Source organism: Metallumcola ferriviriculae (assembly GCF_035573695.1).
Classification (GTDB): Bacteria; Bacillota; JADQBR01; order JADQBR01; family JADQBR01; genus Metallumcola; species Metallumcola ferriviriculae.
Genome location: NZ_CP121694.1, coordinates 989,996 through 1,002,586, shown reverse-complemented (window position 1 = coordinate 1,002,586; position 12,591 = coordinate 989,996). Strand labels below are relative to the sequence as shown.

Sequence of the window (12,591 nt, the reverse complement as noted above, 5' to 3'; positions counted from 1 at the left end):
CCACATTGGTCATTCGCTTCGATGTTTCTTAAGCGAGTCAGTCTTCCGGTAAACTCTACCCTCAGCGACGGCTACCTTCTGCCCTTCACCGTCTGTTACTTCCATGCGGTAAAGACCCGTTCGTTTTGTAAGGTTGTCCTCCATGGCCACCGCCGTTAAAACTTCACCCTCAAAAGTTGCCTTCAAGTAGCTAATATGAACATCCAAGGCAACTGCTACCTTCCCACGGGAGTTACTTGCCGCAGCAAAGGCAAAGTCAGCCAGGCTAAAGATGGCCCCTCCATGAGTGATGCCAACACCATTGAGCAATTCGGGCATTATTCCCATTGTAACCCGGGCATAGCCAGGCTTAATCTCCTGAACTTTGATACCAAGATGCTTTGCGTAAGCATCTCTCTCCACCCTCACAATACCTTCTTCTAAATTTCCAGTCACAGGTAACCATCTCCTTTTTTCGATGATTAAGGTTTAAGTTTGATTAGACATTAGCTGCATGGTTTCCTGCCAGTCAACCACAGGGAATTAAATCACGATTCGCACAAAGATTTTTTAAGAACCCTAAAAAAATACCACCAGCTGCTTTATGCAGTTGGCGGCTGTGTTTCTTGCTGTCATATCTCTATTTTCATAATAGGGAAATTATTAAAGTAAACTTAAATAACGCTCACCCGTATCCGGAGCGATAGCCACCACCTTTTTGCCCGGTCCCAATGCTTTAGCTACTTTTAACGCTGTATGAACTGCAGCCCCTGCAGAAATACCGACAAGTATTCCTTCCTTCGTGGCCAACTCTTGGCTTGTTTGCAGCGCATCCGTATCACTAATTAGGAATATTTCGTCATAAACCTTGGTATTAAGGACCTGGGGAATAAAGCCCGGGCTGGTACCGGGGATGTTATGCCGGCCAGGTTCGCCGCCTGATAAAACAGGTGATCCTTCAGGTTCCACCACACATATTTTACAGCCCGGTATTAATTCCTTTAATACCTCACCGGCGCCGGTAATTGTACCACCTGTTCCGGCAGTAGCAACAAAAGCATCCAACTTACCGTTTACTTGTTGAAAAATCTCTTTTGCCGTAGTAATTCTATGGATTTCAGGATTTGCCTTATTAACAAACTGTTGAAGTATGATACTGCCACGGTTTTGTTCCCGTAATTCTTCGGCTTTTTTAATAGCACCAGGCATTTTTTCCGATGCCGGTGTAAGTACAACTTGAGCCCCGAACGCACGAATTATATTTATTCTTTCGGCAGTCATGTTATCCGGCATGGTTAAAATTAGACGATACCCTTTGGCAGCTGCAACCATTGCCAAACCGATTCCCGTATTGCCACTGGTTGGTTCAATAATTATTGCACCCGGTTGGATAAGGCCGTCTACTTCAGCTTGACTTATCATGCTGTAAGCAGCCCTATCCTTAATACTGCGGCTAGGGTTAAAATATTCTAGTTTAACCCAAACTTCCGCGCGGTCCGAACCCGGCAGCCTGTTCAGGCGGACAATAGGCGTACCGCCAATTAGATCGGTTACACTGTTAACCAGACGCATAGTTTCACCTCTTTACGCTTATTTATTTCGTGCCACCTCATCTAATATGGTGGTGTCCACCAGCCCGTCAACATCAGTTTTTTCAAAAAAGCCCAGTTTAGCGGCTTTACTTACTAATTCGTTAAGCACCTTAGGGTCCACTTGATGAGTTATTCTTGTCCTTTGCAATGATTTCTCTATTACCGCACTGCTTAACTTTGATTTCGTGAGATTGGAAATATGGGTATTTACCACCTTCACGGCTTCTTTAGGATTTTTATTGATCTGTTCAATGCTTGCTAAATGCGCTTTTAGCAATTTCCTAACTATTTCCGGGTGCTCTTCAACAAATTGCTTGCTGGCTACCAGTAAAGCTGATGGCAGCTTTCCGTCCCAAGGCATTTCATCCCATTCCACAATCACCTTAGCACCAATCTTTTCCTCCATCAGACTCGCCCATGGTTCGGACACTGATACAGCATCAAGCTCCCCCTGTTCCATTAAGTTTATCATCAGCGCAGGTTTTTGGGTTCGATGGGCAACGTTCCCACCACTGTTTTCCATGTGAAGCCCTTCTTCCGCCATCAATGCTCTCAGTTCGATGTCGTGGGTACAGCCTAAGGCCGGTGTTGCTACCACTTTGCTGGCCAGCTCCGCAACATTGCGGACACCTGAATCTCTCGATGCAACAACCACATTCCCCCCGCTCGCAGCACCTCCTAACACTACCACATCCGCACCTTGGAGGTAGCGGTTAATAATCGGCTCGGGGCCCGCGTAACCAATATCAATCTGCCCCGTTACAATAGCATCCATCAGCAAAGACCCGTTAGGAAAAACTTGTGTCTGCACAAGGGTACTGCCTAACTCTTCCTGAAAGATTCCTTGTTCCACCCCTACTATAGCAGCTGCATGAGTAATGTTCGGGAAGTAGCCTACTCGAAGTGTGTTACTCTCCCCAGCATCTTGCTGCCCACAGCCGACAACCAGCAACATTGTGGTAATTAATATCACTAACATCATCTTTCGCCTAACCCAACTTCTTTTCTTCACAATATCCCTCACAATATCCCTCCTTTTTTATTACTTACTACCCGGCAGTTGCCCCCAGCGCCGCAGAACAGCCGTTTCCACTTTCTTGAAGACGAGATTATCAGAAACCGAACCAATGACAGCTATCATAATCATGACCGCTATAACCAGGCTCATGTTGCCAAAATCCCGTCCCCACATCAAGATTTGACCCAATCCTTTACCGGTACCTATTAATTCACCGGCCATCAGCGCCCGCCAGGAAAAGGCCCAGGCTAATCGAGTACCGGTAATCAAGTGGGGCACTGCAGCAGGCAAAACCACTTCAATGAATAAAGTAAGTCCTGACGCCCCCATTGTTCGGGCAGCCCTAATAAAAATAACTGGCACGTTTTTAATGCCCGATGCCACACTTAAGGCCATACTCCAGGTGCCGCCTAAAGTTACGACAAAAATGATGGCGGCTTCGCCCATTTGAAACCACAGCAGTGCCAGCGGCAGCCAAACAATACTGGGAACACTTTGTAAGGATAAAATTAATGAACCCAGTGTTTCATCTACCCAAGTAAAACTGGCAGTAAGAACCCCTAACATCGTACCAATTGCCACCGCCAGGCCAAAGCCTATCAAAAGGCGCCGAAAACTGACTGCCAGGGCTAAAGTGAATGTATCATCTTTAAAGCCGCTTATTAAAGTTTTGAGAACATCGTTAGGAGAAGGAAAGAGAAATGGGGGCCATATCTGCAGCCTATATACCACTTCCCAAATCCCGATCAGGATCCCAAGGAATGCTATCTTTCGAAAAGCTGTACCCATCATCTAATTCCTCCTTCGCCACTTTTTCTATTTCTACTTGAAGCAGCTCCATTATCCTATTTTCTAAGTGCACGAGGTTGGAATCATTGGCTTGACGAGGTCGCGTCGCATGAACGGAAAACTGTTTGATCACACGCCCAGGACGGGTTCCGAATACTATAATACGGTCAGAAAGACGTACGGCCTCGCGGATATTATGAGTAACGAATATAATTGTCTTTTTTGTTTCTAGAAAAATATCTTCAAGTTCCTTATGCAGCATCATTCTGGTTTGTTCATCCAATGCGCCGAATGGCTCATCCATTAGCAGCACCTGCGGGTCCATTACCAATGCTCGGGCAATAGCGACTCTTTGACGCATACCGCCGGACAATTCGTGAGGGTAGGAATACAGAAATTTACTCAGGTGGACAGTTTTTAGCATCGCTTTAGCCTTTATTTTTGCTTCTTTCTTCTCGATGCCGAGACGTTTTAGTCCGAACAGTACGTTGTCAAGGACATTCAGCCAAGGAAAAAGTGCAGCATCCTGGAAAACAACCACCCGATCTGTCCCGGGGCCCGCAACAGCCTGACCGTTAATATTAACCTGGCCTTCAGTAGGTTTCTCCAACCCGGCAATTATATTGAGCAGCGTTGATTTTCCGCAGCCGGACGGACCCAATAATGAGATGAATTCCCCCTCCCTCACTTCAAGACCAATTTTAGTTAGAACCTGCAGAGCTTGTTTCTTATCGCTAAAAATCTTGCTAACGTTTCGAATTTTAAGCATGGTAATCCTCAATCCCCTCTATTCCGATAGGAATTATATATTTTATATTGTAGTCTTCCTTTCACCAAAAAGTCAAGGCCTATTTCCACTTAAATTATCATTTTAGTATTGGATGTAATGCGGGCGCGCAAAGACCATATTGAAACAGAAACACATAAGCCCACACCCCCAAAGGAGGTGTGGGCAGCCAAGTTCCAATTTTTGCTTGTTAACAGACAAATTAACATAAAATCTTTATTGATATTAACCCGATAATCCTTTAATCAGGAAATAGATACTTAAGCCAAGCATCCCGAGCCCAATCATAGGATTAATAATCCTTACCACTCTCTTTCGGCGAAGCTTGGTGAAAATTATACCTGCCCCGCCACCTGCAAGCAGCAGCGGTATCCCGTGCCCCAAACCAAAGGAAAAAAGGTAGCCAGCACCCTCTAAAGGCCCAGCAGTGGGTATAATATATGTTGCTACTGCCAGAACTACTGGAGTGATGCAAGGTGAGGGCGTAAACGCAACAGCCGTTCCCAAGCCAACCGAACCAAATTTGCTGCCGTTCATGGCAAAGGGCGGTTTGATGTTCAATGGCATTTGATAAAACACCCAAACCCGCGGTTTTAGTAAATAAGTAACCCACTTCCACGCTCCTATTAAATAGAAACCTAATAAAAAGTATACTAGCGCCAAAACATAATGGCCTATACCCTGTATAACGTTGACAAAGCCGCTTAATGCACCTGCCCCGAGGCCAATTAATGCCAGCATCCCCGAAAAACCCAATAAAAATAGAAAAGAGTGCAGGTAATAACTTTTACTCCCACTTCCACCTACGTATCCGGCAACCAATGGAGCGACCATCAACATACATGGATTTAAGGAAGTAATTAGCCCGCCAAAGAATAACCATACCGGACCGTTAGTAACCATATCAACCAATTTAATCCCTCCAAATACTACTTTTTGTAGTATTTTATGGAACTTTTTTTGCAAAAAGACCTAGAAGCAGCCAATTCCTGCCAGGAATTTAATTCCTCAAGTTGGTAAGGGTCTAGATAGTTTGTTCTTCATTTATGTCACGTTGTCAGGTGTTGGGGAAAAAGCACCATAACATCACTGGGTAGTTTCATGAAAATGGTTAAATATGTCGGTTATGTGGTTAAATACACTTTTTTGAAAGAAAGTGTTGAAAAAAGGAGAATTAGTACAAAGTCCCTAAGTAATATATCAAATTAAATTTTAGGGGGAGTTCCTTTGGTTCATCCTATACCTTGGTATATTGCTTTAGTCGAAAGTGTGCCGGAAACGTTTCTACTGCTGTCACTAAGCTTAAGACTGTTTAATATTAAGATAACCGTTAAACAGTTGCTGCTAATTTCCTTCTTAACTGCTTTTGTCGGCTATTTGGCAAGGTTATTACCTGTTTTCTTCGGGTTACATACAATAGTTATGTTGGTGTTCGGAACCTTATTATTATACGCTTTTTCTCAGGTACCGCTTCTAAAAGGATTTATCTGTGTTATGACTGGCGCTCTGTTGACTGGTGTTACACAATTTCTAACCCTGCCGATTTTATTTAATACCTTATCAATTGACCTAGATATTACGAAAACCAATCCTTGGTGGAATTTTGGGCTGTTTATCCCCTCTGCTGTTCTTATGATTTTACTATATATAATTGTAGTTAAATTCGATTTCGTTCTCTATGACCTTAGCGAGAATATTAGGAATGAGAACCTTGAGTAAATACAGCAATTATTGGGCAATTATAATTATTTTGTTACAGACTTTTTTTATACTTATGGTAAATCATTATGTTTACATAGAAAAAAGTTTTTATGCTTTAGAACGGCTATTGCCTTATATAGATATTATTATTGCCGTTTTAACTGTGCTGATTATTTTATCAATTAAAAAACATGAGGAAAATACAAAGAAAATTACCGAAGTCAGCTTGTTGAAAGAACACCTTAGTAACATTGAAACCTTACTGACATTACTACAATCACAGAAACACGAACATACAAGACATATCCAAACTCTTCAGGCCATGATCTATCTGGGGGAAATAGAAGCGGCAGAGTCTTATCTAGAGGAGTTGGTGGAGGAATATTGGTATTTACAGGATACAATTCAAGTAGGGCACCCCGCTTTAACCGCTCTGTTAAATACTAAACAACAGGTCGGGGAAAGTAAAGGGATTGAATTTGCTTTTAACGTAAAATGTGATTTGTCCCGTCTTCATGTAAATTCTTGGGAATTATGCAGCATTTTAGGTAATCTGATAGATAACGCATTGGAGGCTGTGTTACCACTTAAAGGCAAAAAACGCGTCTCCGTAGAGATAAAAAAGGAAAATGGTTATATCAACTTTTATGTTTCCAACAGTGGAGTGACTATATCGGAAAAAAATTCGACCAAAATATTTAATGCCGGTTATACTACAAAACTTTCGGAAGCCAGAGGCTATGGCTTACATTTGGTGAAAAAATTGGTTTCAAAATACAATGGAAATATAAAAGTCATTCTAAAAGAAAAAACTACTTTTATTGTCTCCATACCAGTGAAGGGTGATAAAGGTGATAAAAAAGCTGTCCTTAGTTCTGGCGCAAGCCATTAGTCACAATATTGAAACTGATCAACAAATCGAGGTTTATGCATACGGCCTGGAAATTATTTTAGGCTCTTTCACTAAGTTAATCAGCCTGCTTATCCTTTCATACTTTTTGGGCATCAGCTGGCCAATGTTATTTGTTTTGTTATCATTTATCCCAATGCGCCTTTTTGGCGGCGGCGTACATTTGAGTACTTACCTACGATGCCTGGTTTTAGGTGTGCTGATGCTGCTGATATTAGCTCGGTTGTCACTGGTAAACGTAACTGATAATTTTCTACTCTTCTTTCTTCTCTTTGTGACGCTGGTGACTGCCCAAACAGTTTACCGCTGGGTCCCTGCAGGAACTGAAAAAAAAACCATCGTTAATCCTAAATTAAGAGCACAACAAAAGATCAAGACAATAAGAATTTTGCTGGGAATAGTAACCGCTTCCTTGATATTGTTAATGTTTGATAGAAGGCAGGAGGCCTTTGCCCTTTTAGTGGGTCTGGGTGCTAGTTCGTTGCTAATGACACCCTTCGGGTATAAACCAATTAGATTTATTGATAATTTATTAGATATACCAAATAAAGGAGGTGAAAACTAATGTTGAAAAAAATTAAAGTATGGAGCCTATCCAGTCTGGCCTCAGTAGCGCTGTTTACTGCGCTGATGGGTGTAAGTACACAAAGTTGGTGGTCACTATACGAACCCGATGTTCCTGAAGCTTTAAAGTAAAGGATTGATATTGTGTTGTTTACGGTTTTGCTTCTAGAAGATGAACACTATACAAAGAGATACCTGAAACAGATTATCCAGCAAAGTCCACTAGTATCAGAAGTTATAGCTACCTCAAGTGGGAAGGAAGCCATTGAGCTGACATACAAATATAAACCAAATGTAGCAATGTTGGATATAGAATTGAACGCAGAAGAAAACTTAAACGGAATAGATACGGCAAAAATGTTGTACAATATCTATCCAGATATGGAATTTGTTTTTATCACCGGTTATTCTAAGTATGCTATTGATTCTTTTGCGGTACATCCCTTTGAGTACATTTTAAAACCAATAAAAAAAGAAAAGATTAACGATGTGTTGTCTTCGCTTGCCCAACGCCTAAAAAGAAGAAAAGAAAAAAGTGGTAAACTAATCTTAAAAAATAAACACGGAACCTTTTTTGTTGATCCGCAAGATATTATCTTTATTGAAAAGTTAGGAAAAGAGGCATTAGTACATTCCGACTTCGATATTTGTAAAGTTCAACAGACGCTTAACGAAATGGAAACTGCCATGGATAAGGATGTTTTCTTGCGAGTACATCAATCATTCATTGTAAACAAAAAAAAGATACTAAAAGTTATTGACTTAGGCAATAGGTCTTACGAAATTGAGTTCTTGAATTATGACAAGAAGGCCTTAATGAGCAGGTATCAATTTGAAAAGCTGAAAAATGAGTTCACCCCTTCATTCTAATTGAAGGGGTGAACTTATTACTTTCATAGACTTTAGCTGGGCCGAAAGAATATCCTAAAATTAACATCCCTGTAAACAACTTGCTTTAACACCCCAGACAATTGGTTAATTAAGCACGATAGATGGTTATATGCAACCACTAGGTTGAACAGTGTTGTCGAATTTGGCAAAATATTGTTATGCATGATATTACGATAAAGGCAAACTTGTTCGAAAGACAAGGGCGCAAAGCTATGGGCCTACGGTGAAAACTATGGCTGCCGAGCTGCCGAAAGGAGCAAGTATCTTGATTCCTGTTTTACGACAACAAGCGTTTCCTGTGCCCGATTTATTCTATGTCTTAAACAAACTAAAAATTAATGAAGTAAAGGAAGCTGAATTTGACGAAACTGCTGTTAAAAGTATAGTAACGTTGATAGAAAAGATTAATAAGTACCACTTCCTAACCTTTCAACACAGTTTAAATGTTTCGCTGCTTTCCTACTTATTAGCTGCTAAATTAAAGCTTTCTCATAATGAACTAGTAAAAATTACCCTAGGAGCTTTGTTGCATGATATTGGTAAGATATATACACCAACTGCTATACTTGATAAGCCAAGCAAGCTAACACATACAGAATGGGAACTGGTAAAACTACATCCAAAGAACGGAATGCTTGCCTTAACCAAATATCCATGGGCGTCTAATATATTGCCTATTGTTGGTCAACATCACGAAAAAATGGACGGTACTGGGTACTACGGAATGAACCGGGACCAGATTTCGTTAGGTGCAAAAATTATTAGTATAGCTGACGCCTTTGATGCAATGATATCCGCAAGACCATACCAAAAAAAACGATCTTTAAAAGACTGTTTTAATGAACTTAAAAATAATAGTAATATTCAATTTGATAGTTATTTGGTTAATAAATTTATAGAGATTATCTGCATGGAAAAACCATTTAAAAAATATTCCCACCATTAAAAAATGAATACGATCCCCTGTCTAGATTTATACCAAAACACGTTGGGGCGATATCCACAGCAGAAAAATATTCCCCATTAATGCAACTTCATACTGGAAGCAATTCATCCTGGGAAAATGCCTGAAACCCCTCCCCAAGAAGCGTGCCCCCCCATAACCGTGGCAACATCTCTGGGGCCGGAAGTTAAAAATATGTTTATGGAGGATCATGCTAAAGATGGTAACCTATAAGTTTCATTATCCTCAGACTAATGAAGAACTTAAAGAATGGGAAGCTGTACTCCAAAAAACAAATATAAAACGCTTTACGGCAGAGTCATGGATACGCTGTAAAAAACTTGGTATAGACCCTGGCAACGTTAATTGTAAAATCCTGCGTGAAGAAGAACTGCGGGCGAAAAGAGATGCAAACAAAGATTTAATTGAAGCAGCAAAGCCGTATTTACAGCAACTTTCTTTAAGCTTATATGGCACTCACCATATGGTGGTACTTTCCGATAATAAAGGGTGGATTATTGACGCATATGGCACTCCCCAAAAACTGGGTGGGGAAGATACAGCTCTTTGTCTAGGAGCTAATTGGGCCGAAGAAACGATAGGAAATAACGGTCTCGGTACCGCCTTAGTTACTGGGGAACCTGTAATAGTATGCGGCGAAGACCACTATTGTTTAATATATCATTCTTATAGATGTTTGGGCGTTCCCCTCAGAAATAAAGAAGGTAGTATTATAGGTGCAATAGGTGTCACTGTTCCTGCGGAATTCCCTGACCCAATAAAACTTATATCAGCCTTAACCTCTGCCGGATCAATTGAACAGACTCTTATTGACCGCCATGCTGAGAAAGCTATAACTAAAAGTAACCTCTCAGCTTCAACGGATAAATTACTGGCAACAGCCGTACATGACTTGAAAAATCCTATGACTGTTATTAAAGGTATCAGTCAGTTGGGCGTAACAAATGCGGTCACCGAAAAAGAACGGGGATATTTCAGAGAAATTGTTGCACAAATAGACTACCTGGCGGATATGATGGAAGACGTACTGGGCTTATATAGCGAAGAAAGATTTGAAGAGGAAAACCCCAGTAACGTAGTGCAACAAGTACTTGGAGAAATAGCTTTTTTGTGCAAATACAAGGGCATAATTCTTACTAGTTCAATAGAGGGTGAAGCTCTTGCTACGCTGCAGGTTAAAGCCTTTAAAAGAGCAATCTACAATCTGCTTTTAAATGCTGTGCAAGTGTTAGATTCCGGAGGAAAATTATTTGTTTCTACCAGCTTTCTGAATAATGAATTTTCGATTAAAATTGAAGACAATGGGCCAGGAATTTCAGAGAATATTCAAGGAACCCTTTTCGAGCCCTTTGTTTATGAGCGGCAGGGCGGCAACGGCTTGGGTCTCTACATGGTTCAAGTGACAATAAAGAAACATGGCGGAAAGATTTGGTTTGAAACAGACCATGATAAGGGTACAATTTTCTTTATAAAACTTCCTGCCACTTCAAAATAATAAGAAGCACGTGAATGGAGCTTGATGCCCTTGGTATGGCCCACATTTAGTTTAGCAAAAACGCTGCAGCCACGCCCGGTTACCCAGACATAATTATCTTATTAACCGCCCCAATCCGCAAAATTTTACCGTGTTCTAATTCAATTCGCCGCTGGGCAAGCTGCCCCATTTTAGGATCATGAGTCACCATTACAATAGTATGTCCTTCCTGGTGAAGCTTTTTAAATAAGTCTATCACAATCTGCTCATTGACCTTATCAAGGTTCCCGGTAGGTTCATCTGCCAAGATAATGTCCGGGTAATTAATCAGTGCTCGAGCGATGCAGACCCGCTGTTGCTCACCACCAGACAGCTGTTTTGGTAGGTGCTGCGCCCTTTCCACCAACCCGACCCTTTGCAAGGCCTTCAGTGCCTCCTTTTCATCAGGTATGCTGTGATAATATTGTGCAAGCATAATGTTTTCCACAGCAGTAAGGTGCGGCACCAGATGAAACTGCTGAAAAACCAATCCTATCTTTTCCCGCCGCAGTTTAGTTAACTGCCGAGGCGTTAATTTACCCGTTTCAATCCCATTGATACGGACGCCGCCCTGGGTCGGAACGTCCATACAACCGATCACATTCATCATGGTAGTCTTTCCAGAACCGGAAGGGCCCATCACCGCTACCCATTCTCCCTCATCAACATTGACACTGACATCATCCAAGGCATGAACAGAAGCATATATCTTGGATACATTACTTAAAGACAAAATTGGATCCATTTTCCTCCTCCTTCTTAATCACCTTTCAACACTACCGCCGGCTGCACTGCGATTGCCTTTCTAATAGGTAATAGACTTGCTGAGCAGCTTAACAATACTGCTGTCCCCAGCACTACAGGCATCACCTGCCAGCGAACTGTCACTCCTGACGAAAAAACACTATAGCCGATGGCCTGCGCCAGCGCCAGTCCAAGCAGCCAACCAAGAAAACCACCCACCACTCCAAGAATAATGCTTTCACCAAAAAACTCTTTCATTATCGACACATTGTCAGCACCTAGTGCCTTTTTAAGGGCAATTTCCTGCCGCCTTTCCAGCACCATAGCCATAGCCGTACTGGCTAAACATAATAAAGTAGAGACTAAAATAACTATCACTAGCAAGTATACCAAGGCACTAATTCTTTCCAAAATATTACCTTCCGCCTGAGAAATCTTTCTAATAGGCCTTGCGTCATAAGTTTTAGAGTCAGAATTATTCACAGCCCATTTTTCCACCCACTGGGCATCTGCAAGGATACTCCCATACGCAATATTTACTTGACCAGGTAAGCCAAAAAGTCCTTCGGCCATCTCCATATCCATGAATAGCTGGTTATCTTCTATCGCGCCAGTACTTAAGATACCGGAAATTTCTAGTGCCATCCGGCCAGTACTCTTTTCAGCTGCCAGCAGCAGTTTATCCCCCACTTTAACTTGTAGTTTCTCCGCAGCAGCTTTACCAACCAACACCTTGCCGGCTGACGGCCATGCTCCCTCTACTTTCCAATAAGGGCTAACCTTGGTCGCCTGGTCAAAATGTGTCCCTGCCGCGACCAATCGCTGACCATCCACCGTCACAACGCCATACAGATATGAATTAAACCCTATCAATTTATTCTTAGGTACAGAGGCTGTTAATCTTTCTAATTCTGCCTGACCTATGTATTGCTGGCCGCTGGCCGGAGCCACGGCGACATTGGCACCATAGGTTCTGAGCTCTCTATGCATCTTCACTTCCATGTCATAGTAAACACTTACCATTGCAGATACCACCGCTGCACCAAGAGCAACAGCCAGCAGAGATATCAATATTCGTGATCTTCTTTTAAGTACCGCGCCTCTAATTAAACGCAGGTACATATCGGTCTTTCCCATAG

At 41.8% G+C, this 12,591-nt stretch carries 15 protein-coding genes and 1 riboswitch; of the genes, 7 read left to right on the top strand and 8 right to left on the bottom strand.

What is annotated here, in order from left to right:
* Positions 1 to 9: 9 nt before the first annotated feature.
* The 6 genes from paaI to MFMK1_RS05010 form a co-directional block, all read right to left on the bottom strand.
* Positions 10 to 435, bottom strand: a complete 426-nt coding sequence (gene paaI / locus MFMK1_RS05035) for a hydroxyphenylacetyl-CoA thioesterase PaaI (RefSeq protein ID WP_366924055.1) — start codon at positions 433 to 435, stop codon at positions 10 to 12.
* A gap of 207 nt (positions 436 to 642) precedes the next feature.
* Positions 643 to 1,551 (bottom strand): cysteine synthase A, encoded by a 909-nt coding sequence (gene cysK, locus MFMK1_RS05030; protein WP_366924054.1) that lies wholly within the window; start codon positions 1,549 to 1,551, stop codon positions 643 to 645.
* Positions 1,552 to 1,569: 18 nt separating this feature from the next.
* Positions 1,570 to 2,595 carry an aliphatic sulfonate ABC transporter substrate-binding protein gene (locus MFMK1_RS05025; RefSeq protein WP_366924053.1) on the bottom strand — a complete coding sequence of 342 codons (1,026 nt, stop codon included), beginning with the start codon at positions 2,593 to 2,595 and terminating at the stop codon, positions 1,570 to 1,572.
* Between the two features lie 18 nt (positions 2,596 to 2,613).
* Entirely contained in the window at positions 2,614 to 3,381 is a 768-nt protein-coding gene (locus MFMK1_RS05020; protein WP_366924052.1) for an ABC transporter permease, read from the bottom strand.
* On the bottom strand, positions 3,311 to 4,147 hold the full coding sequence (locus MFMK1_RS05015) for an ABC transporter ATP-binding protein (RefSeq protein WP_366924051.1): 837 nt from the start codon (positions 4,145 to 4,147) through the stop codon (positions 3,311 to 3,313). The genes MFMK1_RS05020 and MFMK1_RS05015 overlap by 71 nt, the downstream gene beginning before the upstream one ends.
* 243 nt (positions 4,148 to 4,390) lie before the next feature.
* A complete protein-coding gene (locus tag MFMK1_RS05010; RefSeq protein ID WP_366924880.1) occupies positions 4,391 to 5,068 on the bottom strand; it encodes a cytochrome c biogenesis CcdA family protein in 678 nt (225 codons plus the stop codon).
* Between the two features lie 324 nt (positions 5,069 to 5,392).
* Between MFMK1_RS05010 and MFMK1_RS05005 the strand changes: the two genes are divergently transcribed.
* From MFMK1_RS05005 to MFMK1_RS04975, 7 genes are all read left to right on the top strand, one after another.
* Complete coding sequence (locus tag MFMK1_RS05005) at positions 5,393 to 5,884, top strand: hypothetical protein (protein ID WP_366924050.1); 492 nt, start codon at positions 5,393 to 5,395, stop codon at positions 5,882 to 5,884.
* Positions 5,877 to 6,758: a sensor histidine kinase gene (locus MFMK1_RS05000; protein ID WP_366924049.1), complete on the top strand. Its 882-nt coding sequence runs from the start codon at positions 5,877 to 5,879 to the stop codon at positions 6,756 to 6,758. Before MFMK1_RS05005 ends, MFMK1_RS05000 begins: the two co-directional genes overlap by 8 nt.
* Positions 6,718 to 7,341: an accessory gene regulator ArgB-like protein gene (locus MFMK1_RS04995; RefSeq protein WP_366924048.1), complete on the top strand. Its 624-nt coding sequence runs from the start codon at positions 6,718 to 6,720 to the stop codon at positions 7,339 to 7,341. Before MFMK1_RS05000 ends, MFMK1_RS04995 begins: the two co-directional genes overlap by 41 nt.
* Positions 7,341 to 7,472, top strand: a complete 132-nt coding sequence (locus tag MFMK1_RS04990) for a cyclic lactone autoinducer peptide (RefSeq protein ID WP_366924047.1) — start codon at positions 7,341 to 7,343, stop codon at positions 7,470 to 7,472. Before MFMK1_RS04995 ends, MFMK1_RS04990 begins: the two co-directional genes overlap by 1 nt.
* Before the next feature lie 12 nt (positions 7,473 to 7,484).
* Positions 7,485 to 8,210 carry a LytR/AlgR family response regulator transcription factor gene (locus MFMK1_RS04985; RefSeq protein WP_366924046.1) on the top strand — a complete coding sequence of 242 codons (726 nt, stop codon included), beginning with the start codon at positions 7,485 to 7,487 and terminating at the stop codon, positions 8,208 to 8,210.
* A gap of 189 nt (positions 8,211 to 8,399) precedes the next feature.
* Positions 8,400 to 8,483, top strand: a riboswitch (cyclic di-GMP riboswitch).
* A complete protein-coding gene (locus MFMK1_RS04980) occupies positions 8,464 to 9,177 on the top strand; it encodes an HD-GYP domain-containing protein (protein WP_366924045.1) in 714 nt (237 codons plus the stop codon). Its footprint overlaps the riboswitch before it by 20 nt.
* A gap of 208 nt (positions 9,178 to 9,385) precedes the next feature.
* Entirely contained in the window at positions 9,386 to 10,690 is a 1,305-nt protein-coding gene (locus tag MFMK1_RS04975) for an ATP-binding protein (protein ID WP_366924044.1), read from the top strand.
* Positions 10,691 to 10,769: 79 nt separating this feature from the next.
* Here MFMK1_RS04975 and MFMK1_RS04970 read toward each other — a convergent pair whose 3' ends face one another.
* Complete coding sequence (locus MFMK1_RS04970) at positions 10,770 to 11,453, bottom strand: ABC transporter ATP-binding protein (protein ID WP_366924043.1); 684 nt, start codon at positions 11,451 to 11,453, stop codon at positions 10,770 to 10,772.
* 14 nt (positions 11,454 to 11,467) lie between these two features.
* The gene (locus MFMK1_RS04965; RefSeq protein ID WP_366924042.1) at positions 11,468 to 12,589 is read right to left on the bottom strand and encodes an ABC transporter permease; all 1,122 of its coding nucleotides are present in this window, start codon (positions 12,587 to 12,589) and stop codon (positions 11,468 to 11,470) included.
* Between the last annotated feature and the right edge of the window lie 2 nt (positions 12,590 to 12,591).

Coding starts and splice junctions, on each gene's coding strand:
- cysK (WP_366924054.1), bottom strand. CDS start 1,551: ATGCGTCTGGTTAACAGTGTAACCGATCTAATTGGCGGTACGCCTATT.
- MFMK1_RS05010 (WP_366924880.1), bottom strand. CDS start 5,068: ATGGTTACTAACGGTCCGGTATGGTTATTCTTTGGCGGGCTAATTACT.
- MFMK1_RS04990 (WP_366924047.1), top strand. CDS start 7,341: ATGTTGAAAAAAATTAAAGTATGGAGCCTATCCAGTCTGGCCTCAGTA.
- MFMK1_RS04980 (WP_366924045.1), top strand. CDS start 8,464: ATGGCTGCCGAGCTGCCGAAAGGAGCAAGTATCTTGATTCCTGTTTTA.
- MFMK1_RS04965 (WP_366924042.1), bottom strand. CDS start 12,589: ATGGGAAAGACCGATATGTACCTGCGTTTAATTAGAGGCGCGGTACTT.
- MFMK1_RS05020 (WP_366924052.1), bottom strand. CDS start 3,381: ATGATGGGTACAGCTTTTCGAAAGATAGCATTCCTTGGGATCCTGATC.
- MFMK1_RS04970 (WP_366924043.1), bottom strand. CDS start 11,453: ATGGATCCAATTTTGTCTTTAAGTAATGTATCCAAGATATATGCTTCT.
- MFMK1_RS04975 (WP_366924044.1), top strand. CDS start 9,386: ATGCTAAAGATGGTAACCTATAAGTTTCATTATCCTCAGACTAATGAA.
- MFMK1_RS05015 (WP_366924051.1), bottom strand. CDS start 4,147: ATGCTTAAAATTCGAAACGTTAGCAAGATTTTTAGCGATAAGAAACAA.